The 20,702-nt window shown below is 71.3% G+C and carries 22 protein-coding genes; 10 read left to right on the top strand and 12 right to left on the bottom strand.

Annotation, left to right across the window (positions count from 1 at the left end; all coding sequences use genetic code 11):
• Positions 1-29 precede the first annotated feature (29 nt).
• Positions 30-710: a 3-beta hydroxysteroid dehydrogenase gene (locus tag QCD68_RS04560; protein ID WP_301222181.1), complete on the bottom strand. Its 681-nt coding sequence runs from the start codon at positions 708-710 to the stop codon at positions 30-32.
• Between the two features lie 124 nt (positions 711-834).
• Between QCD68_RS04560 and QCD68_RS04565 the strand changes: the two genes are divergently transcribed.
• A complete protein-coding gene (locus QCD68_RS04565; protein WP_301222182.1) occupies positions 835-1,392 on the top strand; it encodes a TetR/AcrR family transcriptional regulator in 558 nt (185 codons plus the stop codon).
• 33 nt (positions 1,393-1,425) lie between these two features.
• On the opposite strand, the gene QCD68_RS04570 is transcribed toward QCD68_RS04565, so the two are convergent.
• Genes QCD68_RS04570 through QCD68_RS04580 form a run of 3 tightly spaced genes read right to left on the bottom strand, consistent with a single transcriptional unit; the run spans position 1,426 to position 3,564 of the window.
• Positions 1,426-2,157 (bottom strand): SOS response-associated peptidase, encoded by a 732-nt coding sequence (locus tag QCD68_RS04570; RefSeq protein WP_301222183.1) that lies wholly within the window; start codon positions 2,155-2,157, stop codon positions 1,426-1,428.
• A gap of 38 nt (positions 2,158-2,195) precedes the next feature.
• A complete protein-coding gene (locus tag QCD68_RS04575; protein WP_301222184.1) occupies positions 2,196-2,843 on the bottom strand; it encodes a maleylpyruvate isomerase N-terminal domain-containing protein in 648 nt (215 codons plus the stop codon).
• A gap of 46 nt (positions 2,844-2,889) precedes the next feature.
• The gene (locus QCD68_RS04580; RefSeq protein ID WP_301222185.1) at positions 2,890-3,564 is read right to left on the bottom strand and encodes a hypothetical protein; all 675 of its coding nucleotides are present in this window, start codon (positions 3,562-3,564) and stop codon (positions 2,890-2,892) included.
• Positions 3,565-3,694: 130 nt separating this feature from the next.
• Between QCD68_RS04580 and QCD68_RS04585 the strand changes: the two genes are divergently transcribed.
• Positions 3,695-4,120 carry an organic hydroperoxide resistance protein gene (locus QCD68_RS04585; protein WP_111074879.1) on the top strand — a complete coding sequence of 142 codons (426 nt, stop codon included), beginning with the start codon at positions 3,695-3,697 and terminating at the stop codon, positions 4,118-4,120.
• Between the two features lie 37 nt (positions 4,121-4,157).
• Positions 4,158-4,538 carry a YchJ family protein gene (locus QCD68_RS04590; protein ID WP_301222186.1) on the top strand — a complete coding sequence of 127 codons (381 nt, stop codon included), beginning with the start codon at positions 4,158-4,160 and terminating at the stop codon, positions 4,536-4,538.
• A gap of 157 nt (positions 4,539-4,695) precedes the next feature.
• Here the strand turns inward: QCD68_RS04590 and QCD68_RS04595 are convergent, their stop codons facing one another.
• Positions 4,696-5,568 carry a shikimate dehydrogenase family protein gene (locus QCD68_RS04595; protein WP_301222187.1) on the bottom strand — a complete coding sequence of 291 codons (873 nt, stop codon included), beginning with the start codon at positions 5,566-5,568 and terminating at the stop codon, positions 4,696-4,698.
• 69 nt (positions 5,569-5,637) lie between these two features.
• On the opposite strand from QCD68_RS04595, the gene QCD68_RS04600 reads away from it, so the two are divergent.
• Complete coding sequence (locus QCD68_RS04600; RefSeq protein WP_301222188.1) at positions 5,638-6,651, top strand: iron-siderophore ABC transporter substrate-binding protein; 1,014 nt, start codon at positions 5,638-5,640, stop codon at positions 6,649-6,651.
• A 250-nt stretch (positions 6,652-6,901) separates the two neighbouring features.
• On the opposite strand, the gene QCD68_RS04605 is transcribed toward QCD68_RS04600, so the two are convergent.
• Complete coding sequence (locus tag QCD68_RS04605; protein ID WP_181439244.1) at positions 6,902-7,306, bottom strand: DUF1304 domain-containing protein; 405 nt, start codon at positions 7,304-7,306, stop codon at positions 6,902-6,904.
• A gap of 78 nt (positions 7,307-7,384) precedes the next feature.
• On the opposite strand from QCD68_RS04605, the gene QCD68_RS04610 reads away from it, so the two are divergent.
• Positions 7,385-7,702, top strand: coding sequence for a chorismate mutase (locus QCD68_RS04610; RefSeq protein ID WP_111074883.1), 318 nt, complete (start codon positions 7,385-7,387; stop codon positions 7,700-7,702).
• The gene (locus QCD68_RS04615) at positions 7,699-8,841 is read left to right on the top strand and encodes a lactonase family protein (RefSeq protein ID WP_301222189.1); all 1,143 of its coding nucleotides are present in this window, start codon (positions 7,699-7,701) and stop codon (positions 8,839-8,841) included. The genes QCD68_RS04610 and QCD68_RS04615 overlap by 4 nt, the downstream gene beginning before the upstream one ends.
• Positions 8,842-8,930: 89 nt before the next feature.
• Here the strand turns inward: QCD68_RS04615 and QCD68_RS04620 are convergent, their stop codons facing one another.
• The 4 genes from QCD68_RS04620 to purS are packed head-to-tail and all read right to left on the bottom strand — an operon-like array spanning position 8,931 to position 13,247.
• Positions 8,931-9,866, bottom strand: a complete 936-nt coding sequence (locus QCD68_RS04620; RefSeq protein ID WP_301222190.1) for a 2-hydroxyacid dehydrogenase — start codon at positions 9,864-9,866, stop codon at positions 8,931-8,933.
• Positions 9,867-9,871: 5 nt separating this feature from the next.
• A complete protein-coding gene (gene purL / locus QCD68_RS04625; protein WP_301222191.1) occupies positions 9,872-12,253 on the bottom strand; it encodes a phosphoribosylformylglycinamidine synthase subunit PurL in 2,382 nt (793 codons plus the stop codon).
• 47 nt (positions 12,254-12,300) lie between these two features.
• Complete coding sequence (gene purQ / locus QCD68_RS04630; protein WP_301222197.1) at positions 12,301-12,996, bottom strand: phosphoribosylformylglycinamidine synthase subunit PurQ; 696 nt, start codon at positions 12,994-12,996, stop codon at positions 12,301-12,303.
• 2 nt (positions 12,997-12,998) lie between these two features.
• Complete coding sequence (purS, locus tag QCD68_RS04635; RefSeq protein ID WP_111074888.1) at positions 12,999-13,247, bottom strand: phosphoribosylformylglycinamidine synthase subunit PurS; 249 nt, start codon at positions 13,245-13,247, stop codon at positions 12,999-13,001.
• 167 nt (positions 13,248-13,414) lie between these two features.
• Between purS and QCD68_RS04640 the strand changes: the two genes are divergently transcribed.
• Both QCD68_RS04640 and QCD68_RS04645 read left to right on the top strand, forming a co-directional pair.
• Positions 13,415-14,041, top strand: coding sequence for a PadR family transcriptional regulator (locus QCD68_RS04640; protein WP_301222192.1), 627 nt, complete (start codon positions 13,415-13,417; stop codon positions 14,039-14,041).
• Positions 14,038-15,684, top strand: coding sequence for a DHA2 family efflux MFS transporter permease subunit (locus QCD68_RS04645; protein ID WP_301222193.1), 1,647 nt, complete (start codon positions 14,038-14,040; stop codon positions 15,682-15,684). The genes QCD68_RS04640 and QCD68_RS04645 overlap by 4 nt, the downstream gene beginning before the upstream one ends.
• A gap of 504 nt (positions 15,685-16,188) precedes the next feature.
• On the opposite strand, the gene QCD68_RS04650 is transcribed toward QCD68_RS04645, so the two are convergent.
• Together QCD68_RS04650 and QCD68_RS04655 are read right to left on the bottom strand one after the other, a co-directional pair.
• Entirely contained in the window at positions 16,189-17,010 is an 822-nt protein-coding gene (locus QCD68_RS04650) for a cytochrome c oxidase assembly protein (protein WP_301222194.1), read from the bottom strand.
• 136 nt (positions 17,011-17,146) lie between these two features.
• Complete coding sequence (locus QCD68_RS04655) at positions 17,147-18,451, bottom strand: acyltransferase family protein (protein WP_301222195.1); 1,305 nt, start codon at positions 18,449-18,451, stop codon at positions 17,147-17,149.
• Positions 18,452-18,613: 162 nt separating this feature from the next.
• On the opposite strand from QCD68_RS04655, the gene QCD68_RS04660 reads away from it, so the two are divergent.
• Positions 18,614-19,081 (top strand): Fur family transcriptional regulator, encoded by a 468-nt coding sequence (locus QCD68_RS04660; protein ID WP_111074892.1) that lies wholly within the window; start codon positions 18,614-18,616, stop codon positions 19,079-19,081.
• A 30-nt stretch (positions 19,082-19,111) separates the two neighbouring features.
• The gene (locus QCD68_RS04665) at positions 19,112-20,617 is read left to right on the top strand and encodes a catalase (RefSeq protein ID WP_301222196.1); all 1,506 of its coding nucleotides are present in this window, start codon (positions 19,112-19,114) and stop codon (positions 20,615-20,617) included.
• Positions 20,618-20,702: the final 85 nt, after the last annotated feature.

A 20,702-nucleotide genomic window follows, 5' to 3' on the forward strand; every position in this document is an offset into this window, starting at 1 on the left:
GGCACCACCGTAGACAGTGGCGAGTCTGCTCATCGTGCTGCGGAGCCCGCTGCCTCCTGGCGCCCCAGCCACTCTGTGAACCGCGGACCGATGACCTCGGCGTCTGCTCCGGGAACCAGCGCCCCGTTCCGGAAGGCCCGCCCCATCGCGCCCGGGATCGGCACCGGGACCGCGACCACACCCCGGTCGGGCAGGGACCGCGTCATCTCCCACAGCGTCATCGTCTCCGGGCCCGCAACGTCGACCTCTGTCTCGGTCCGGAGGCCCGCGGCGACGTCGGCGACGACCGTCGCGACGCTGTCGAGTGCGACCGGCGCGATGGTCATGCCGGGCACGAGTGCGAACGGCCCGGTCCGCATCCGCTCGAGGTTCTGTCGAGCGAACTCGAACCACTGTGTCGAGCGCACGATCGTGAGTCGCGGGCTCACGTCCCTCGCGATCTGCTCCTGGATGGTCTTGCCTGCGAAGTACCCGTACCCCTGCACCGCGGGCAGCGTGCAGTTGACGATCGACAGGAGCACGTGGTGCGCCTGGAGGTCCGTCGCGGCTGCGGCGATCGCTCGTGTCGAGTGGCCGAAGAAGTCGGTGGCGCGCCGCCGGCTCGTGGTGAACATGCCGGTCGCCTCGACGATGACGTCAGCTCCCGCCAGTCGCTTCGTGGCGTCGTCACGGAGCACGTCGAAACCGGTCGCTCGCGAATGTCGCGTCACGTCGCACCCCCGTGCCTGCAGCGCCCGTTCGATCGCGCGTCCGGAAGCGCCCCCACCCACCACTGCAACCTGCATGCTGTCCCCCTCGTGTCTCTACAGATGTAGAGGATACTACGATCGACTGGTGTCCGAGCGGCGGAAGTCCCTGGCAGACGCTGGTCTGCGGCTGGTCGCACGCGAGGGCGTGCGCGCGCTGACGCACCGGGCGGTCGACGCAGAGGCCGGGGTCCCAGCGGGATCGACCTCGTACTACGCGCGGAGCCGGAACGAACTCACGGCCCTCGTGGTCGCTCGGATCTCCGAACGCCTCGCGACCACGCTCGAGACCGTGGCCGTGCCTCCCGTCCTCAACGTCGATGCCGCGACCGGCATCGCGGAGGCGTTCCTCGAGACACTGGCGCGCGAGCACGATGCCCAGGCAGCGCGACTGGCGTTGCTCGCCGAACTGCGGGCCGACGATGCGCTGCGGACGCCCCTGACCGCGGCGGACCCCGTCCGCGCCGCACTCATCGCCACCGCAGAGCAGATCCTCCGCGCGCTGGGCGTGCCCGATGCCCCTGTGGCCGCGGTCGACTTCGTCGGCCTGGTCGACGCGCTCCTGCTCTACCGCATCGCTCGCGTCGGCCCGATCGACTCACATCGCGTCCTCACCGCCTACCTCGGAGGTCTCGCATCGCGGTGACGGAGAGATCGATCCCTAGGGATGGTTGAGCGATCAGAACAGCGGCTCGATGAGGTGCGGCCCGTCGTTCCGCACGCTGTTCACTGTCCGAGCGACCTCGTACTGCTCGAGGCCTGCCGCGACCTCGAGTGACTCACGGTCGAGGAGGGCGAGCAGGTCGTTCGCGCCGGCACCGTCGCCGAGCCAGGCGTCGTAGCCATCCGGGGTCAGGAACGCCGGCATCCGGTCGTGCACCTCACCCGGAGCGACGTGGGCGTCCCGCGTGATGATCGCGAGCGACAGCCGCCACTTGTCCGGGTCGTCCTCGGGCTTCGTGGGGTCGGGCCAGGCGCTGACGACACCGGCCATCGCCAGCGCTCCGCCGGGCTCGTGGACGAAGTGCGGCTCCTTGCCGTCCTCGCGCACGACCCACTCGTAGTAGCCCTGCGCCGGCACGATGCACCGGTTCGTCGCGAACGCCCGCTTGAACATGCCGCTCGTGGCGACGGTCTCGATGCGGGCGTTGATCGGCTTCGGGCGCTGCTTCTGGAAGTCCTTCGCCCAGCTCGGCACGAAGCCCCAGCTGACCTGCGGCAGTTCACGCTGCCCGTGGCGCTGCCGGACCGCGTACACGGGGTCGGTCGGCGCGACGTTCCAGCTCGGCGCGAGGCCGGCGTGGACCTCGCCGGTGTCCTCGTCGACGTGCTCGGTGCGCGCCGCGAGCTCCCCGACGAGTTCGGGCAGCAGGTCAGCGGTGGTGTCGGAGACGACGAAGCGGCCACACATGAGCCCAGTGTGCACGGAGCCGCCGACGCGGGTGCTGGTCACAGTGCGCTGTAGCCCGCAGGCAACGCCCCGCGGCCCGACAGTGCCCGCAGTAACAGCGGCCCGTCCCCACGCCGGACCGCCGCCTCGGTGAGCAACAGACTGGAGGCCCGCACCGCCTCCACCGGCACCGCGACGTCCACGACGTGGCCGGCCCCGGCGACCGCACGCACCAGGTCGTCCCCGTGCACGACGAGTTCCAGCACCCGGGTGCGGAGGTACTCGTCCACGGGGAGGCGGAGGCCGCCCACGACGGTGATGCGGGCCTCCCGTCCGGCGGTGTCGACCGCAGCGAGTGCGCGGTCGCGAGCCAGGGCCACCGCAGCTGCCGGTTCGGGACCGAGCGCAGCACCGGCGGCGACGCCCCGGGCGGCGACGTCGTCGGGATCGGCGACGGAGCCCGCGGTGGCGCGGAGGTAGCCGACGGCGTCCACGACGTCGTGGGACTCGTCGGGGGAGTCCTTCGCCGACAGGTAGGCGGCGACGGTCAGCAGTGCCCGGTTCGTGTGTCCGACGAGGGCGCGGACGTCCCAGACGCCGAGCGCCGGGGCGGTCCAGAGCGCGGGGTCGTCCGCCGACGTCGGTAGGGCATCGACGACCTCGACGAACCAGGCTGCGGTCGTGGCGAAGAGCTGGCGGGGGTCCATGCGCTCATCCTGTCCCGCGCGACGCCTGGCGTCGCTCGCTTCCGGGTCAGTCTCCGGGCAGCCCGATCTTCGATCCGGACGGGAACCGGTTGCGTGCGGTCGGGGGCGTGGCTGCCGTCTCGGACGGTGGCAATGCGGCGGCGGCGCGGTGCGCACGCTCGGTCCGGCCGAGCTGCCGGAACGTGGAGGGGAGGGTCCAGGCGACCAGGAGTGTCATCGTGAAGCCCACCGTGGCCCGTTCGCCGGTGGTGAGCAGCGCGATGCCCGCGAGCGAGCAGCCGATCAGCACCGCTGCGGCCCGTGCGACGTCGACCACGAGCGTCCGCCGCACCAGTGCCGTGTCGTGCAGGACGTCGGCGCGGTCCTCGGGTCGCATCTCAGGCGGCTGCCGGACCAGGTAGCGCTGCACGGAGTCGCGGGCCAGCCGCATCGTCTCCGGTCGGACCGTTTCGCCGTCGATCGTGGCGAGCGGCTCCTGGGTCTGCGCGAGCGGGAAGCACCCGACGGTGACCAGGCCGGCGGCCAGCAAGGTGAGCACCACCACGATCGTCGCCCGGACGGGTCCGGAGTCGATCCAGCCGGTGTTCACGGCGGTGAGGCCGAGCACCAGGGCTGCGAGGAGTCCCACGACGACGCCCCCGATGACGGCTCGTCGGAAGCGCTTGGGCGAGACGTCCTCGCCGAACCGCGCACGGAACACCTGCCACCCCAGTCGGAACACGGCCCCTGTCTACCGGCTCCCGCTGAGGATCGCTCGGACACGCCCGGCCATCTGCGGTGGTGCGGCGCCCCGGTCGCGCGACCCCGGGCCTCCACAGCGATCGTCCAGCGACGGTCGATCACCTGGCGCCATGAGTCTCGACATCGTCTACACCGCAGCCGCCCACGCCACCGGAGGCGGCCGCGACGGACACGTCCGCACCGAGGACGACCGCATCGACCTCGACACCCGACCGCCGAAGGAGATGGGCGGCAGCGGCGAGGGCACCAACCCCGAGCAGCTCTTCGCCGCCGGGTACGCGGCCTGCTTCCTCGGCGCGCTGCACGCCGCCGGCCGTGAGCTGACGCTGGACACCACCGGCGCCGAGGTCTCCGCCGAGGTCAGCATCGGCGGCAACGGCTCAGGCGGCTTCGGCCTGGCCGTCGAGCTCGACGTCTACGCACCGAGCGTCGCCGGACCCGAACGACAGCGGCTGGTCGAGCTCGCGCACACAATCTGCCCGTACTCGAACGCCACGCGCGGCAACATCACGGTGACGCTCTCGCTCGTCGACTGAGGCGCTCGCGGGGCTCACCGCTCCCTAGGCTGGAGCGGTGAGCCCCGACCGCTGCCCCTGCCTGAGCGGCAACCCCTACGACGAGTGCTGCGGCCCCCTCCATGCCGGTGCGCCCGCACCCACCGCCGAACGGCTGATGCGGTCGCGGTTCTCCGCCTTCGCGCTCGGCCTGCCGGAGTACCTGCTCCGCAGCTGGCACCCGCGCACCCGGCCGGAGTCGCTCGACCTGGACCCCGGGCAGCGCTGGACGCGGCTCGACATCATCGGCACCCGGTCGGGAGGCCCGTTCGACTCCGCCGGCACCGTCACCTTCCGCGCGTGGTGGCGCTCCGACACCGAGCGCGGGACGCTCGAGGAGACGAGTGACTTCGTCCGCGAGGGCGGGCACTGGTACTACGTGGACGGCGTCGTGGGCTGAGGCCTCGAGCTGGGGCGCGGTCCGTCTGGGCGTCCGCCGAGACGCCGGCGTCTCGGTGAGACGCCGCGGTCTGATCGAGACGCCGCGGAAGTCGGGGGCGTCTCGAGTGCTCGGCGGCGCCGGACGGAGACGGGGGCGTCTCGCCGCAGGGCCCGCGTCAGCCGATGGTCTCCGGCAGGCCCACGGCAGCGCGCATGGCCCGGCGGACCTCGGCCTCGGACGGCAGCAGTTCATCCTCGTCCCCGGTCAGGAAGAACCGGATCTGCCCGATCGCCTGCTCGCTGAGCATGTCGAGGCCGTTCAGCACCCGGCCGCCCGCCGCCGTCCACGCCGTGGCGGACCGGGTCGGCCACGGCTCGTACGCCACGTCGAACAGCACCGCGTCCGGACCGGACGGCACGAGGGGCAGTTCGTCCGCCGCGCCCCCCGGCAGCGTCGACACCACGAAGCCCATGGGGTCCGCCGAACCGAGGTCCCGCAGGTCGTGGACCTCGAGCGTTACACCGAGTCGAGCCGCCAGCAGCACCAGGTCACCCGCCTTGCCGGTGTCGCGCAAGAACACCCGGACCAGCGAAGCGCCGAGTCGCAGGGACGCGGTGAGGGCGCTCGCCGCGGTCGCCCCGCCGCCCAGGATCGTGGCCTCACCCGGCACGTGACCGAGTGCGGCGACCGGGCGGACGATCCCCTCGACGTCGGTGTTCGCTCCGGCCAGGAAGACCGACGACCCCTCGCGGCGGAACGCGACGGTGTTCGCGACGCCGAGCTCATCGACGAGCGGGGTCGTCCGGTCGAGCAGAGGGAGCACCTCGCGCTTCAGCGGCATCGTGAGACTGAGCCCACGCCACTCGGAGCCGAGCCCCGCGACGAACGCGGCGAGCCCACCGGAGGCGACCTCGTGCCTCCCGTACGAGAACGGCACCCCGAGCACGTCGTAGGCCGCAGCGTGCAGCGTGGGGGAGAGCGAGTGCGCGATCGGGGAGCCGAGGACGGCGAGTTCGGTGCGGTCGGCGTCAGGGAAGGTGAGGGCCACGCGCGCAGCCTATCCAGGCAGTACCCGACGCCCACCCGGTCAGGGAACCCTTAGGTTAGGCTACCCTTCGTGATCCGTTCCTCCCTCTCCAAGCGCCGTTCCGGGCGTGTGCTCGCCGCGGCCGGCGCCGTCGTCGCGGCCGCGCTCGTGCTCGCCGGTTGCTCCTCGTCGAGCCCCTCGTCCTCGTCGTCCTCCGCCAGCTCGTCGGAAGGCGCCTTCCCCGTGTCGATCACGACCGGGCTCGGCACCACGACGATCGACTCCGCCCCCAAGCGCGTCGTCGCTCTCGGCTGGGGAGACGCCGAGACGGCCCTCGAACTCGGCGTGCAGCCCGTCGGTGCCAGTGACTGGCTCGCCTTCGGTGGCGACGGCGTCGGCCCGTGGCTCAAGGGGGCGTACAAGAAGTCCCCGAAGATCATCAAGACGCTCGAGCCCAGCTACGAAGACATCCTCAAGCTCAAGCCGGACCTGATCCTCGACGTGAAGTCCTCGGGCGACAAGGACCGCTACGACAAGCTGTCCGCCATCGCCCCGACCGTCGCGATCCCGAAGGGCGGCGAGAACTACCTCACCTCCACCACGCAGCAGGTCGACATGATCTCGAAGGCTCTGGGCAAGGAGTCCGAGGGCAAGAAGCTGCTCAGCGACCTCGACGACTCGTACGCCGCCGCACGCAAGGCGCACCCGGAATTCAAGGGCAAGACGGCCGCGATCGGCGCGTACACGTCCGAGGGCTTCGGCGTCTACGCCTCCCGCGACAGCCGCGCGACGTTCATGCAGAACCTCGGCTTCACCATCCCGTCCGCGATCGACAAGGCCGCCGGCAAGGAGTTCTCGGTCTCGCTGTCGAACGAGAACCTCGACCTGCTGGACGCCGACCTGACCGTCGTGCTGCCGATCTACGTCGACGCGTCGAAGGCCACCGCGGATCCGTTGTTCCAGAAGGTGCCGTCGGTCGAGGCCGGGCACTCCATCGTCGTGGACGATGCCGACGTCTCGAACGCGTTCTCGCTCGGGACGACCGCCGCGATCGAGTGGGCGCTGAAGCGGCTGCCGGACGAGTTCGCCTCGAAGCTCGGCTGAGGCCGGGGGGGCGCGCGGCTGCGGCGGCTGGCGCGGCTGGCGCGGCTGGCGCCGCGCGGCGTTAGCCGGACCCACACAACAGGAACCGGCCCGCACCACGGGATGTCGTGGTGCGGGCCGGTTTGTGTTGTGCGTGGGTGCCGCGGCAGCGAGCGGCAGCGAGCGGCGGGGCGCCGGACGTGGGCCGGTCCGCGCGGGGTGGGGCGGGCCTCCAGGCCGGGCGCGTCGCGTGCCGGACGGGAGGCGCGGCTCAGGATCCGGCGAGCGAGCCCACGAACGCGAACAGGAGCGCGAGCAGCGGGAAGGCACCCTGCATCGACGCGGACCGCAGGTACTTGCGGCCGGTGCCGACGAGGACGACGGCGGCACCGAGCATGCTCGCGCACGAGAAGACGACGAGCGTCCAGCCGGTCGCACCGTTGCCGGCGAGCACCATCACAACACCGAGGATCGCACCGATCGCCAGGAACAGGTTGTAGAAGCCCTGGTTGAAGGCGAGCGAGCGGGTCGCCTGCGCCTCGGCCTCACTCGAGATGTTGAAGATGCGTCGAACCCGGGGGCTCGTCCACGCCACCGACTCGAGGAAGAAGATGTACGCGTGCACCAGGCCCGCCAGGACCGCGAAGACACCGGAGATCGCCAGCAGAACCGTCATGATGACCATCCTCCCAGCATCGGGAGGATCGTGCGGTCACATCTCGTCCGCGACCCCCTCGATCAGTAGGCTCTGACCATGAACGAGGCCCGAGGGACGACCGATGACGACGCCGTGGCCGAGCTGCAGGGCATCCGGCAGAGCATCGACAACATCGACGCTGCCGTGATCCACATGCTCGCCGAACGGTTCAAGTACACGCAGCGGGTCGGGTACCTCAAGGCCGCGGCGGGCATGCCGGCTGCGGACCCCTCGCGCGAGCAGACCCAGGTCGCCCGGCTCCGGGCTCTGGCGGAGGAGTCGCACCTCGACCCCGCCTTCGCAGAGAAGTTCCTCAACTTCATCGTCGCGGAGGTCATCCACCACCACGAGCGCATCGCCGTCGGTGAACTGTGACCCTGCCGCCGCTGCACCTGCTGATCGGCTCGTACACGCCGACCGGGGGTGGCAATGCGACCGGCATCTCGATCCTCGACGGTGACGTGGTGTCGACCGTCGCGGTGCTCGACGACCCGTCGTTCCTGGCGGTCGACGGGGACCGGGTCTACGCGGTCTCCGAGACGATCGACGGCGGGGTGCACGCGTTCCGCCGGTCCGGGTCCGCGCTCGAGCACCTGTGGGACGCCCCCGCCGGTGGGGACGCACCCTGCCACGTGCGGGTCGACCCCTCGGGGGCGCTCGTCGTCACGAACTACGTCTCCGGGACGGTGACCGCGGTGTCGCTGCAGGCGGCGGAGGCGTACGCGGCGTCGTCTGCGGGTGGGGTGCAGGGCGCTGGGCCAGGCGCTGGCGCTGGAGTTGGGGCTGGCGTTGACGCTGGCGCGAGCGCTGCGGTGCACGGCGTCGCGGGGCAGGGTGCCGGTGTGTCCGCCGTGCTGCCCGACGCTGCCCTCGCGACCGAGGTCCTGCCCGACGCCACCGGCCCCGACGAGGACCGACAGGAAGGCCCGCACGCCCACCAGTCGGTCGCCACACCGGACGGCACCGTGCTGGTCGCCGACCTCGGTGGGGACGCCCTGCACGAGTTCCGGATCAGCGCCGACGCCGGCTCGGTCTCGATCGAACCGCTGCGTGTGCACCACGTCACCCCGGGCGCCGGACCGCGGCACATGGCCTGGGTCGACCGGGACCTGATCGTCGCGGGCGAACTCGACGGGCGGGTGTACCGCCTCCGTCGCGACGAGTCCGGGTCGTTCCGGGAGGTCTGCGCCACCTCCGTCCTGAACGGCCCCGATGTGCCCTCGCTCCTCAGCCACATCGAGGTCGACGAGCGCGGTCTGGTCACCGTCGCCGTCCGAGGCCGCGACCAGATCGTGGTGCTCGACACGGTCGACGACGGGCTTCACGTGGTCGGGGCTGCCTCGGCCGGCGGGGTGTGGCCGCGCCACTTCGCTCGGGTGCCCGGCTACCTGCTCGTCGCGAACCAGATGTCGGACGCCGTGGCGGTGCTGCCGGTCGGGGACGACGGCGTGCCGGGGGAGGCCGTCGGGCAGATCGCCGTCGGCAGCCCGGCCTGCATCATCCCGCTGGGGTAGCCGGTCTGCGTGCCGGGTGACCAGCGTTCGCTGTCCGCGCCGGCGCAGTGGTCAGGCCTGGTCCAGGCCGTGCCTGCTCGACCGCCGGGTCAGGCCTGTTCGACCGGTAGGTCGATGACGTTCTCGAAGGCACGGCCCGCTGCCAGCGCTGCGACCTGACGGCGGATCAGGTCGAGCGACCGCGGGATGCTCAGATCCGTGTTGCCGCCGACGTGCGGCGTCAGCACGGTGTTCGGTGTCGTCCAGAGCGCGTGGTCGGCGGGCAGCGGTTCCGGGTCGGTGACGTCGAGCGCCGCCGAGATCCGGCCCGAGCGGAGTTCCGCCACGAGTGCATCCGTGTCGACGACCTTGCCGCGGGCGACGTTCACCACGAGCGCGCCGTCGGGCAGCGCCGCGAGGAGGTCCGCGTCCACCAGCCCCTCGGTCTCGTCGGTGAGCGGCGCGATGAGCACGAGCACGTCCGTGGTGCGGACGAGTTCCGGCAGCTCGCCGAAGGCGTGCACCTGCCGGCCGTCCTGCTCACGAGCGGTCCGGGCGACGACGGTGACGTGGGTGCGGAACGCCTCGAAGCGCGTCGCGATGGCCGAGCCGATCGCGCCGTAGCCGACGACGGTCACCCGGCGGTCGGCCAGTGACCGGGTCTCGCGGGCGTCCCACCGCTGCTCGGCCCGGTCGAACTGGAACGCGGCGATCTCGCGCAGCGAGGTCAGCGCCAAGCCGACGGCGAGCTCGGCGGTCTCGTCGTCGTGGATGCCGCGGCCGTTCGCCAGCCGGGCGTGACCGGGCACGTGCGGGGTCGCCCACTCGTACCCGGCGCTCGGCAGCTGCAGCAGCTCGAGGTTCGGCAGGTCGTGCACGAACTGCCACCGGTGCCGTCCACCGAAGTAGAACGGCAGGAACGCGATGGCGACCTCGTCGGCCCGGGCGTACGGCGCCTCGACGTCCCAGACGTCGAGCTCGATGTCGTCCGGCACCGGGCCGAAACCGTCGACCAGTTCCGGCAGGGGCAGCGTGACGATCGGCACCGGGGTCAGGAGTCCGTGCGCGGCGAGAAGGAGCCGTGGTCGTCCAGCGGCCCGCGACCGACGTAGCCCTCGGTGACGTTCTCCTTGATGACGTCGCCGAAGTACGACGGCAGGGTCGCGCCGTGTGCACCGCGGAGCTCGTCGATCGTCGCTTCGAACGCACCCTGGACCTCGAGCGAGCCCGACGCGGCGTCGGTCACACCGATGCGCAGCACCGGGTAGCCCCGGCCCGTGCAGAGGCCCTGGAAGCGCACGTCGTCCTCGCGCCGGACGGTCACGATGACGCGGCCGGTCGACTCGGAGAACAGCGCGGTCGCGGTGTCCACGCCGTCGCGGGACTCGAGCTCGTCGAGCACGACACGGGCCCCGAGACCGAAGCGGAGCACCGACTCGGCGAGAGTCTGGCCGAGGCCGCCGTCCGCCAGGTCGTGTGCGCTCGTCAGCAGCTGCTCGTCGGCCGCGGCGGCGATGAGCTCCGCCAGCGCCTTCTCGCGCCCGAGGTCGACCATCGGCGGACGCCCACCGAGGTGGTCGTGCACGGTGCCGGCCCAGGCCGAACCGTCGAGCTCGAGGCTCGTGGTGCCGAGCAGGTAGATGTTGTGACCGTCGTCCTGCCAACCCGAGGGGATGCGCTTGGCGACGTCGTCGATCACGCCGAGGACACCGACGACGGGCGTCGGGTGGATCGGGGTGTCACCGGTCTGGTTGTAGAACGACACGTTGCCGCCGGTGACCGGGATGCCGAGTTCCATGCAGCCGTCCGCCAGGCCTTCGACGGCCTCGGAGAACTGCCACATGACCTCGGGGTTCTCCGGCGAGCCGAAGTTCAGGCAGTCGGTGACCGCCGCGGGGACGGCACCGGTGACGGCGACGTTCCGGTACGCCTCGGCCAGGGCCAGCCGGGCGCCCTGCTTCGGGTCGAGCTGGCAGTAGCGGCCGTTGGCGTCCGTGGCGATCGCGACGCCGAGGCCGGTCTCCTCGTCGACGCGGATCATGCCGCCGTCGTCGGGGAAGGACAGCGCGGTGTTGCCGAGGACGTACGTGTCGTACTGGTTCGTGACCCAGCGCTTGTCGGAGAGGTTCGGCGACCCGAGCAGCTGCAGGAATTGTGCCTTGAGGGCCGGGCCGGTCTCCGGACGGTCGAGCGACTCGGCGCCGTCGGCCTGCAGCGCGTCGATCCAGGTCGGGTAGGCGACCGGACGGTCGTAGACGGGTCCGTCGACGGCGACGGTGCGCGGGTCGACGTTGACGATCTCCTGGCCCTGCCAGTCGATGACGAGACGACCGGTGCCGGTGACCTCGCCGAGCACGCTGGTCTCGACCTCCCACTTGCCGACGACCTCGAGGAAGGCGTCGAGCTTGTCGGGGCGGACGACCGCCATCATGCGTTCCTGGCTCTCCGACATGAGGATCTCCTCTGCCGTGAGCGACGGGTCGCGGAGCAGCACGTCGTCGAGGGAGATGTGCATCCCACCGTCGCCGTTGCTGGCGAGCTCGCTCGTCGCGCAGGAGATGCCCGCGGCGCCGAGGTCCTGGATGCCCTCGACGAGCTCCTTCTGGAACAGCTCGAGGCAGCACTCGATGAGGACCTTCTCGGCGAACGGGTCGCCCACCTGGACCGCCGGACGCTTGGTCGGGCCGCCCTCGGTGAAGGTGTCGGACGCCAGGATCGAGGCGCCGCCGATGCCGTCGCCACCCGTGCGGGCACCGAAGAGCACGACCTTGTTGCCCGCGCCGGAGGCGTTCGCCAGGTGCAGGTCCTCGTGACGCAGGACGCCGACGGCCAGCGCGTTCACCAGCGGGTTGCCCTGGTACACCGGGTCGAAGTAGGTCTCGCCGCCGATGTTCGGCAGGCCCAGGCAGTTGCCGTAGAACGAGATGCCGCCGACGACCCCGTGCACGACGCGCGCGGTGTCCTCGTGGTCGATGGCGCCGAAGCGGAGCTGGTCCATCACCGCGACCGGACGGGCGCCCATCGAGATGATGTCGCGGACGATGCCGCCGACACCGGTGGCCGCACCCTGGTACGGCTCGACGTAGGACGGGTGGTTGTGCGACTCGACCTTGAAGGTCACCGCCCAGCCGTCGCCGACGTCGACGACGCCGGCGTTCTCGCCCATGCCGACCATCAGGTTCTTGGTCATCTCCGGCGTGACCTTCTTGCCGAACTGCCGGAGGTAGTTCTTGCTCGACTTGTAGGAGCAGTGCTCGGACCACATGACCGAGTACATCGCGAGCTCACCCGAGGTGGGGCGGCGACCGAGGATCTCGCGGATCTTCGCGTACTCGTCGGCCTTCAGCCCGAGTGCCGCGTAGGGCTGTTCCTTGTCGGGCGTCTCGGCGGCGTCCTGGACGGTGTCGGGCTTCGGGCGGACGGGCGTGGTCACGGTGTTGTCGTTCCCTGTCACTGGAGTCGCGGGCGCTGGAGTCGCGGTCACTTGACGAGCGCGCGCTCGATCACGGAGGTGAAGAAGGTGAGGCCGTCCGTACCGGAGGCCATGGCGGCGCGGGTGTCCGGGCCGAACCCGGGCTCCGTCGCGTGCTCGGGGTGCGGCATCAGGCCGACGACGTTGCCGCGCTCGTTCGAGACTCCGGCGATGTCGTCGATCGACCCGTTCGGGTTGACGCCGACGTAGCGGAAGACCACCTGGCCGTTGTCCTCGATGCGCTTGATCTCGTCCGCGTCGGCGACGAACCGGCCGTCGGCGTTCTTCAGCGGGATGGTGATCTCCTGCTGCGCGTCGAAGCCCGAGGTCCAGTCGGTGTCGGCGTTCTCGACGCGGAGCACCTGGTCGCGGCGGATGAACTGCTGGTGGGCGTTCCGCGTGTGCGCGCCGGGGACCAGACGGGCCTCGGCGAGCATCTGGAAGCCGTTGCAGATGCCGAGCACGGGCATGCCCTTGCCGGCGACGTCGATGACCTCGGCCATGATCGGGGCCTTGGCGGCGATGGCACCGGCACGGAGGTAGTCCCCGTACGAGAACCCGCCCGGCAGGACGATCGCGTCGACACCCTGGAGGTCGTGGTCACCGTGCCAGAGCGCGACCGGCTCCGCCCCGGCGAGACGCACGGCGCGCTGGGCGTCGCGGTCGTCGAGCGACCCGGGGAAGGTGATGACCCCGATGCGCATCGTCACTCGACGACGCTCACGGAGACGACGTCCTCGATGACTGCGTTCGAGAAGACGTCGACCGCGATCTCGCGGACCTCGGCGAGCGTGGCGTCGTCGACGGGACCGTCGACGGACACCTCGAATCGCTTGCCGATGCGGACGTTGGTCAGGTCGTTCTTGCCGAGGCGGGCCAGGGCGTTGCCCACGGCCTTGCCCTGGGGGTCGAGGATCTCGGCCTTCGGCATGACCTCGACGACGATCGTTGGCACGTGTTCACTCCAGCACAGGGGTCGGGTGGGGACGCGTCCAGTCTAGGTCCAGCGCACGGCGCGTCGGGCGCTTGTGGAGAACTGTTCCACGACGTACTATTCCAAGTCGAACATTCGGCTTCGATCGTTCGATCCACTCGCTCGTCCACACACTCCCGGGAGGCACGGTGTCGGAACTGACGCCCCTCGCCTACGCGGCACTCGGGCTCCTGAACGAGGGACCCACCCACCCCTACGAGATGTTCCAGACGATGGTGCACCGGCGGGACGCCCGGAACGTCAAGGTCCGGCCCGGCACGCTCTACCACCAGGTCGGACGACTCGTCGAGCTCGGTCATGCCCAGGCAGTGGGCACCGAGCGCGAGGGGAACCGACCCGAGCGCACGACGTACGCCATCACGGACCAGGGCAGGACGGTCCTCCACGACGGTCTGCTCCACCTGCTCGCCGAGCCCGCGGACGAGTACCCGGTCTTCCACCTGGCCGTCGCCGAGATCGAGAACATCGCGCGCGACGAAGCGGTCTCCGCCCTGTCCGCACGTGCCTCCGCCCTCGAGCGCAAGCAGGCCGAGACGGACGAGATCCTCGACGTCGTCCGGGCCAAGGACCTGCCCGAGCGGTACTGGCTGGACGTGTCGTACGTCCGTGCCATGCTCGCCGCGCAGATCGAGTGGTTGCACGCCACCGTCGCACGCATCGAGCGTGGCGACGTCCCCTGGGGCGGTCCGGATCCCGGACCCCACGCCCCCGCAGACAACACGATGAACAGCAACAGCAAGGACACCACTCGATGACATCCGCATCAACCGCCGCCGACCTGGAGCACGGCAAGAAGCCGTGGCCAGCGCTCTGGGCACTCGTCGTCGGCTTCTTCATGATCCTCGTCGACTCGACGATCGTCTCGGTCGCGACGCCGACCATCGCGAAGGCGCTCGACGCCGACATCAACGCCGTCATCTGGGTGACCAGCGCCTACCTGCTGGCGTACGCCGTGCCCCTGCTCATCACCGGGCGTCTCGGTGATCGCTTCGGCCCGAAGGTGCTCTACCAGGTCGGGCTCGTCGTCTTCACCCTCGCCAGCCTCTGGTGTGGTCTCGCCGGGTCGATCGAGATGCTGATCCTCGCCCGCGTCGTGCAGGGCCTCGGCGCCGCGATGATGACCCCCCAGACGATGTCCGTCATCACGCGGATCTTCCCGCCGCAGAACCGCGGCGCGGCCATGGGCCTCTGGGGTGCGGTCGCCGGTGTGGCCTCCCTCGTCGGCCCGATCGTCGGCGGCCTGCTCGTCGACGGCTTCGGCTGGGAGTGGATCTTCTTCGTCAACGTCCCCGTCGGCATCGTCGCGTTCGTCCTCGCGCAGAAGTTCGTCCCGTCCTTCGAGCGCCACGGTCACCGCTTCGACTACCTGGGCATCGTGCTCTCCGCCGTCGGTCTGTTCCTGCTCGTCTTCGGCATCCAGGAGGGCGAGACCTACGACTGGGGCACCATCACCGGCCCGATCTCGGTCTGGTCGCTGATCATCGCCGGCATCGTCGTGCTCGTCGCGTTCGTCGTCTGGCAGGGCGTGCAGAAGGGTGAGCCGCTGCTGCCCCTCGGCCTGTTCAAGGACCGCAACTTCACCCTGGCGAACATCGCGATCACCGCGGTCGGCGTCGCCATCTCGTCCTTCGCGCTGCCGATCATGCTCTGGGCACAGGACGTCCTGCGCTTCTCGCCGACCCAGGCCGCACTGCTGCTCGTGCCGCAGGCGGTCATCTCGGCCGGTCTCGCGCCGTTCGTCGGCAAGAAGCTCAACGTCTGGAACCCGCGCTGGGTGGCGTCGTTCGGCCTCGCCTGCTTCTCCGGTGGCCTGTTCTGGTTCGGTGCGCTGATCGCGGCCAACGCCGACTGGGGCTGGGTGCTCCTGCCGAGCGCCCTGCTCGGCCTCGCCAACGCCTGCATGTGGGGACCGCTGTCCGTCTCCGCCACGCGCAACCTGCCGCCGCGCCTCGCCGGTGCCGGCTCGGGCGTCTACAACACCACCCGTCAGATCGGTGCCGTGCTCGGTTCCGCCGGCATCGCCGCCCTGATGGAGGCCCGGATCACCGCCGAGTTCCCGCAGCAGTCCGGCGGTTCCGGCGCGGGTGCCGAGCAGACCGGGTCGCTGCCCGGGTTCCTGCTCGAGCCGTTCTCGCGAGCCATGGGCCAGTCGCTCGTCCTGCCGGCCGTCGTGCTCATCGCTGCCATCGTGGCCGCGCTGTTCCTGGCGAAGCCGAAGCAGACCGTCGCCTGGAAGCAGACCGGTTCGGTCGCCACGCAGCCCGACGGGTCCGCCGATGCGGCTCCGGCCGACGACGAGCGGGAGCACGTCGGTGCCCACGCCGCGGCCGCCGCGCCCGCGACCGCCGCGGACGAGCTCGCCGCCGGGCAGCACCCGGGCAAGCACGTCGAGGCGTAGTCCGAGCGTCCCGCACCACCGGAACCCCGGTCCCTCATCGAGGGGCCGGGGTTCCGTCGTGTCGGAGCGGTCCCCGGCGGTGTCGGGGCCAGCCGGCGTGGTTGCCGAGCGGGCGAAAGTGCGCCGCTGGCGTCCGCGGAACCGGGGGATTCCGCCCGCTCGCGGAGGTGCGCTGCCCGTAAGTCGTCCCCGAGGCGGACGCAGGCTGGCGAGCGGGCGGAAACGCGCATCCCGGGTCGCCCTGGGCGGGCGATTCCGCCCGCTCACCCCGTCACGCGCACTTGCCAGCCAGCCCGGGAGGCCCGCCCCGCGTCGAGCGGGCGGATTCGCACCCCCTGTGCTCGCGGCACCCGGTTCTTCCGCCCGCTCGCGCGCAGCGGACGCCCGGCGCGGGTCGAACGGGCAGATCTGCGCGGCTCGAAGCGCTCAGACCCTGGTGTTCCGCCCGCTCGCGCCGGCAGGCCGGACCTCCGGCCCGCGCGCCCGCGCCGCGCGGGCGACCCCTCAGGGCCGACGCTGCAGGTGCTCCCGCGTCAGCGCGTCCATCTGCTCGTCCGTCAGGTCATCGACCTCGCGGGCCTCGCGGCGGTCGGAGCGCTGCCACCGGATGAAGAGGGCGATGAGCACGGGGACGTCCGCCACCTCCGCGATGAACCACAGCAGGTCGCCCGCCAGGTGCTGGTCGCGCAGCGGCGACGGCGCCCAGGGCACGTGCAACGCCACCCGTCCGGCTCCGTCCAGCACGTGGTCGCTGACGCGCATCACGACCGCTGGTACCGCGTCGAGCACGAGCTCCACGAACGCCAACAGGAACTCGGCGGTGGCGAAGGCAGAGGAGCGGAGCACCCCGACCTCGGACAGCGGCGCGAGCAACCCGAAGCCCAGGACTGGCACCAGGACGGTGATCCCCACACTGCTCAGCAGGGACTGCCGGAGCACGGCCGCCAGCGGGGTGAGCATCACGCAGAACAGCGCGAGGGCCACCAGCGGCGAGACGATCGCGTTGCCGAGGAACCGTGCCGGACGCGACCGCAGGACGGCGTCGGCGGTCTCGGCGAGGTGGGTCGGGCCTCCCGTCCGCAGCAACGCGAACGGGCCGGACAGCGCGGCGAAGGTGGGGACCGCGAAGAAGAGGACGGCGATCCGCAGGACGAAGGCCCACCGCAGCTGGCGGTCGTACTGGCCGACGATCCCGAACTGCACGACGGCGAACAGGGCGAGTGCGGCGACGAACGCCAGGGTCCGCCACCACGGCCAGCGAGCGCCGCGGCGGCGTGCGGCGACCAGGCCGGCGCCGTACGCGACGACGGCGACGACGAGGAGCACCGCCGCCAGGGGGTCGACGTGCCAGGTACTCCAGAACTCGGAGGGTGACGGCGTGGGGTGCCTCCCGGTGGTCGCGCTGCGGTAGACATCTTCCTCCGGCCGGGAGGCGCGACCCGGCTCCGGCAGATGAGGATCCCTACATGGTCCGCACGCCCCGGGCCGCGACCGTCTTGCTCAGCAGCCCCGTCCCGACCGGGATGGCGACCGCGCCGAGGAGCGCGAGCGGGAACGAGAGGTGCAGCTGCATCACGGCGAACGCCGGGCCGATGGTGCAGAGGGCCGCGACCGCGAGGACCGGCCACGCCGGGCGGTCCGCACCGGGGACGAGGCGGGGGAGCGGGCGGTCGAAGCGGCGCACGGCCCGGGCGACTCCGAGGGTCGCCGCGAGCAGCACGACCACCGCGATCACACGCGTGGCCCACCAGGTCCGCGAGCCCGGGTCGGGGAACGGCAGCCCGACGAGCAGCCCGATGCCGTTGAGCAGGATGAAGAGCGGCAGGTGCCACAGGTAGATCGTCATGCCGTCGCGGCCGAGCAGGAACACGACGGCCTGCGCAGGACGGGTGTGCATCAGCCGCGTCAGGGGAGCGTGGACGAGCTGGACCAGGCAGGCCTGCCCGACCGCGAGCAGTGCCAGCGGGAGCATCGGCGGGTTCAGGTCCTGCAGCATGTCCGGCGCCCAGAGCCCGACCGAGGTGATCGGCACGAGGACGGCGTAGGCGAGGACCGCGACCCCCGCCAGCAGGAGCTTCGAGCGTCGGGCGAACCAGCCGTCGGCCCAGAGGAACCCGAGCTGCTGCGCGAACAGCCACACGGGGCCGAGGTTGAGGAGCCCGACCTCGGCGACCCCGGTGCCGAGGCGGACCGCGTCGACCACCGTGGCCAGCAGGAGCAGCACCGCCAGGGTGCGCCACGGGGCGCTGGCGTGCAGCCGGGCCATCAGCGGCACGCAGCACTGCGTGATGCCGTATGCGGCGAGGAACCAGAGCGGCGACCCGATCCCGAACGCCAGCTCACTCAGCAGGTCCGCCGGTGTGCCGAGGACGGTGGCGATGCCGAGCCCGATCGCGAGCACCGCGAACAGGGGCACCGCGGGCCGGTACAGCCGCACGAGCCGGGTCGCGACCCAGTCCCGCGCCCCACCACCACGGGCGACGGTGCTGCGCCAGCCGACCGCGCTCGCGAAGCCGCCGACGACGAAGAAGAGGGGCATGACCTGGCCGATCCAGGTCGCCGCCACGTACCAGGGCAGTTCCTGCAGCGGGCTCGTCACCCGGAGGCCCGCGGCATCGGAGCCGACGCCGACCATCGTGACGTGCACGATGACGACGAGGACGACGCAGGCCGTCCGGATGAGGTCGACGACCAGGTCCCGCTGCGCGATGGCCCCCCGGACGTCCTGAGCGGTGTTCGCCGACGCGTCGGCCTGCTGCATGGACATGGCAGGACGCTACCGGTCGTTCCACCCCTCCCAGGCAGGGTCCAGCCGATCGCGACACGATTGTGACACATTGCATTCCGGGAGGCGCATGTGTCGCCCGCAGGACCGCCTCAGCCGTGTACAGTGGGCGTTGTCTTGAATCCTGCAAGAGAAGGGCTCCGCATGGTCGACGACACCGAACTGCTCCGCGGAGCCGGCCTCCGCGTCACCGCGCCGCGTCTCGCCGCCCTCCGGGCCATCGAGACCCGACCGCACACCACCGCCGACGACCTGGTCACGGCGCTCGCCGCCGAACTCCCGACCACCAGTCATCAGGCGGTCTACGGCGTCCTCGGCGCACTGACCGGCGCCGGACTCGTGCGTCGCATCGAACCGGCGGGCAGCCCCGCCCGCTACGAACGGCGGACGGGCGACAACCACCACCACATCGTCTGCACCATGTGCGGTGCGATCGGTGACGTGGACTGCGCCGTCGGACACGCACCGTGCCTGACGCCGTCCGAGACCCACGGCTTCGCCGTCACCACCGCCGAGGTCACCTACTGGGGGATCTGCGAGCAGTGTGCGGCAGCCGAGCAGAGCGGCATCGACACCGATGCCGTGGCTGCGAACCGACCCGAGCCATCCTGACCGAACCTACGTTCCACCTGAGGAGGAACCGTGTCCGACCAGAACACGCCCACCACCACGACCAACAGCGGGGCCCCGGTCTCCAGCGACCAGCACTCCATGGGAGTCGGGGCCGACGGCCCCCTCGCCCTGCACGACCACTACCTGGTCGAGAAGCTCGCCCAGTTCAACCGTGAGCGCATCCCGGAGCGCGTCGTCCACGCCAAGGGCGGCGGAGCGTTCGGTACCTTCACCGTCACGCACGACGTCTCGCAGTACACGCGTGCCGCGTTCCTCCAGCCCGGCCAGACCACCGAGATGCTCGCCCGCTTCTCGAGCGTCGCCGGCGAGCAGGGCTCGCCCGACACCTGGCGCGACCCCCGTGGCTTCGCGCTGAAGTTCTACACGTCCGAGGGCAACTACGACCTCGTCGGCAACAACACCCCGGTGTTCTTCATCCGCGACGGCATCAAGTTCCCGGACTTCATCCGCTCGCAGAAGCGCCTGCCGGGCTCGCACCTCCGCGACCACGACATGCAGTGGGACTTCTGGACGCTGTCGCCCGAGTCGGCGCACCAGGTCACGTGGCTCATGGGCGACCGCGGTCTGCCCGCCAGCTGGCGGAACATGGACGGCTTCGGTTCGCACACCTACCAGTGGGTCAATGCCGAGGGCGAGCGCTTCTGGGTGAAGTACCACTTCATCACCGAGCAGGGGCACAAGACCCTGACGCAGGAGGACGCCGACCGCATCGCCGGCGAGGACGCGGACTTCCACATCCGCGACCTCCACGAGGCCATCGAGCGCCAGGACTTCCCGCGCTGGACCCTCAAGGTGCAGGTCATGCCCTACGACGAGGCGGCTGAGTACCGCTTCAACCCGTTCGACCTGACGAAGGTGTGGCCGCACGCGGACTACCCCCTCATCGAGGTCGGCACGATGGAGCTCAACCGCAACCCGGAGAACTACTTCGCGCAGATCGAGCAGGCGACCTTCGCCCCCTCGAACTTCGTGCCCGGCATCGCGGCCAGCCCGGACAAGATGCTCCTCGCGCGCATCTTCAGCTACGCGGACGCCCACCGCTACCGGGTCGGCACGAACCACGCGCAGCTGCCGGTCAACGCCCCGAAGAACGAGGTGCACTCGTACTCGAAGGACGGCGGGATGCGCTTCGACTTCCAGAAGGCGGAAGTCCCCGTGTACGCGCCGAACTCGCTCGGCGGCGCCCACGCCGACCCGACCGCGACCGACGACGCCCCGGGCTGGGAGTCCGACGGTGCGCTCCAGCGCTCCGCCGCCACCCTGCACCCCGAGGACGACGACTTCGGCCAGGCGGGCACGCTCTACCGCGAGGTCCTCGACGACGCAGCCCGCGAGCGTCTCGTCGGCAACATCGCCGGTCACGTCTCCAAGGTGACGCGTGACGACCTGCGGGAGCGCGTCTTCGCCTACTGGACGAGCGTGGACCCCGACCTCGGTGCGCGCGTCCGTGCGGCCGTCGCGCCGAGCGCGCCGGGTTCGAACGAGGACCCGCAGAAGGTCGCCGTCGAGGCGTAGCAACTGGGTCACAGACGGGGGGGGGGGGGGGGGGGGGGGGGGGGGGGGCCCCCCCGCCCCCCGGGGGGGGGGGGGGGCGGCCGCC

Origin of the sequence: Curtobacterium sp. PsM8 (assembly GCF_030433875.1) — a bacterium.
GTDB lineage: Bacteria > Actinomycetota > Actinomycetes > Actinomycetales > Microbacteriaceae > Curtobacterium.

Excerpts from the sequence above, each read along its gene's own strand:
- QCD68_RS04570 (WP_301222183.1), bottom strand. The coding sequence starts at position 2,157 with ATGTGTGGCCGCTTCGTCGTCTCCGACACCACCGCTGACCTGCTGCCC.
- QCD68_RS04575 (WP_301222184.1), bottom strand. The coding sequence starts at position 2,843 with ATGGACCCCCGCCAGCTCTTCGCCACGACCGCAGCCTGGTTCGTCGAG.
- QCD68_RS04585 (WP_111074879.1), top strand. The coding sequence starts at position 3,695 with ATGAGTCTCGACATCGTCTACACCGCAGCCGCCCACGCCACCGGAGGC.
- QCD68_RS04605 (WP_181439244.1), bottom strand. The coding sequence starts at position 7,306 with ATGACGGTTCTGCTGGCGATCTCCGGTGTCTTCGCGGTCCTGGCGGGC.
- QCD68_RS04610 (WP_111074883.1), top strand. The coding sequence starts at position 7,385 with ATGAACGAGGCCCGAGGGACGACCGATGACGACGCCGTGGCCGAGCTG.
- purQ (WP_301222197.1), bottom strand. The coding sequence starts at position 12,996 with ATGCGCATCGGGGTCATCACCTTCCCCGGGTCGCTCGACGACCGCGAC.
- QCD68_RS04645 (WP_301222193.1), top strand. The coding sequence starts at position 14,038 with ATGACATCCGCATCAACCGCCGCCGACCTGGAGCACGGCAAGAAGCCG.
- QCD68_RS04655 (WP_301222195.1), bottom strand. The coding sequence starts at position 18,451 with ATGTCCATGCAGCAGGCCGACGCGTCGGCGAACACCGCTCAGGACGTC.
- QCD68_RS04660 (WP_111074892.1), top strand. The coding sequence starts at position 18,614 with ATGGTCGACGACACCGAACTGCTCCGCGGAGCCGGCCTCCGCGTCACC.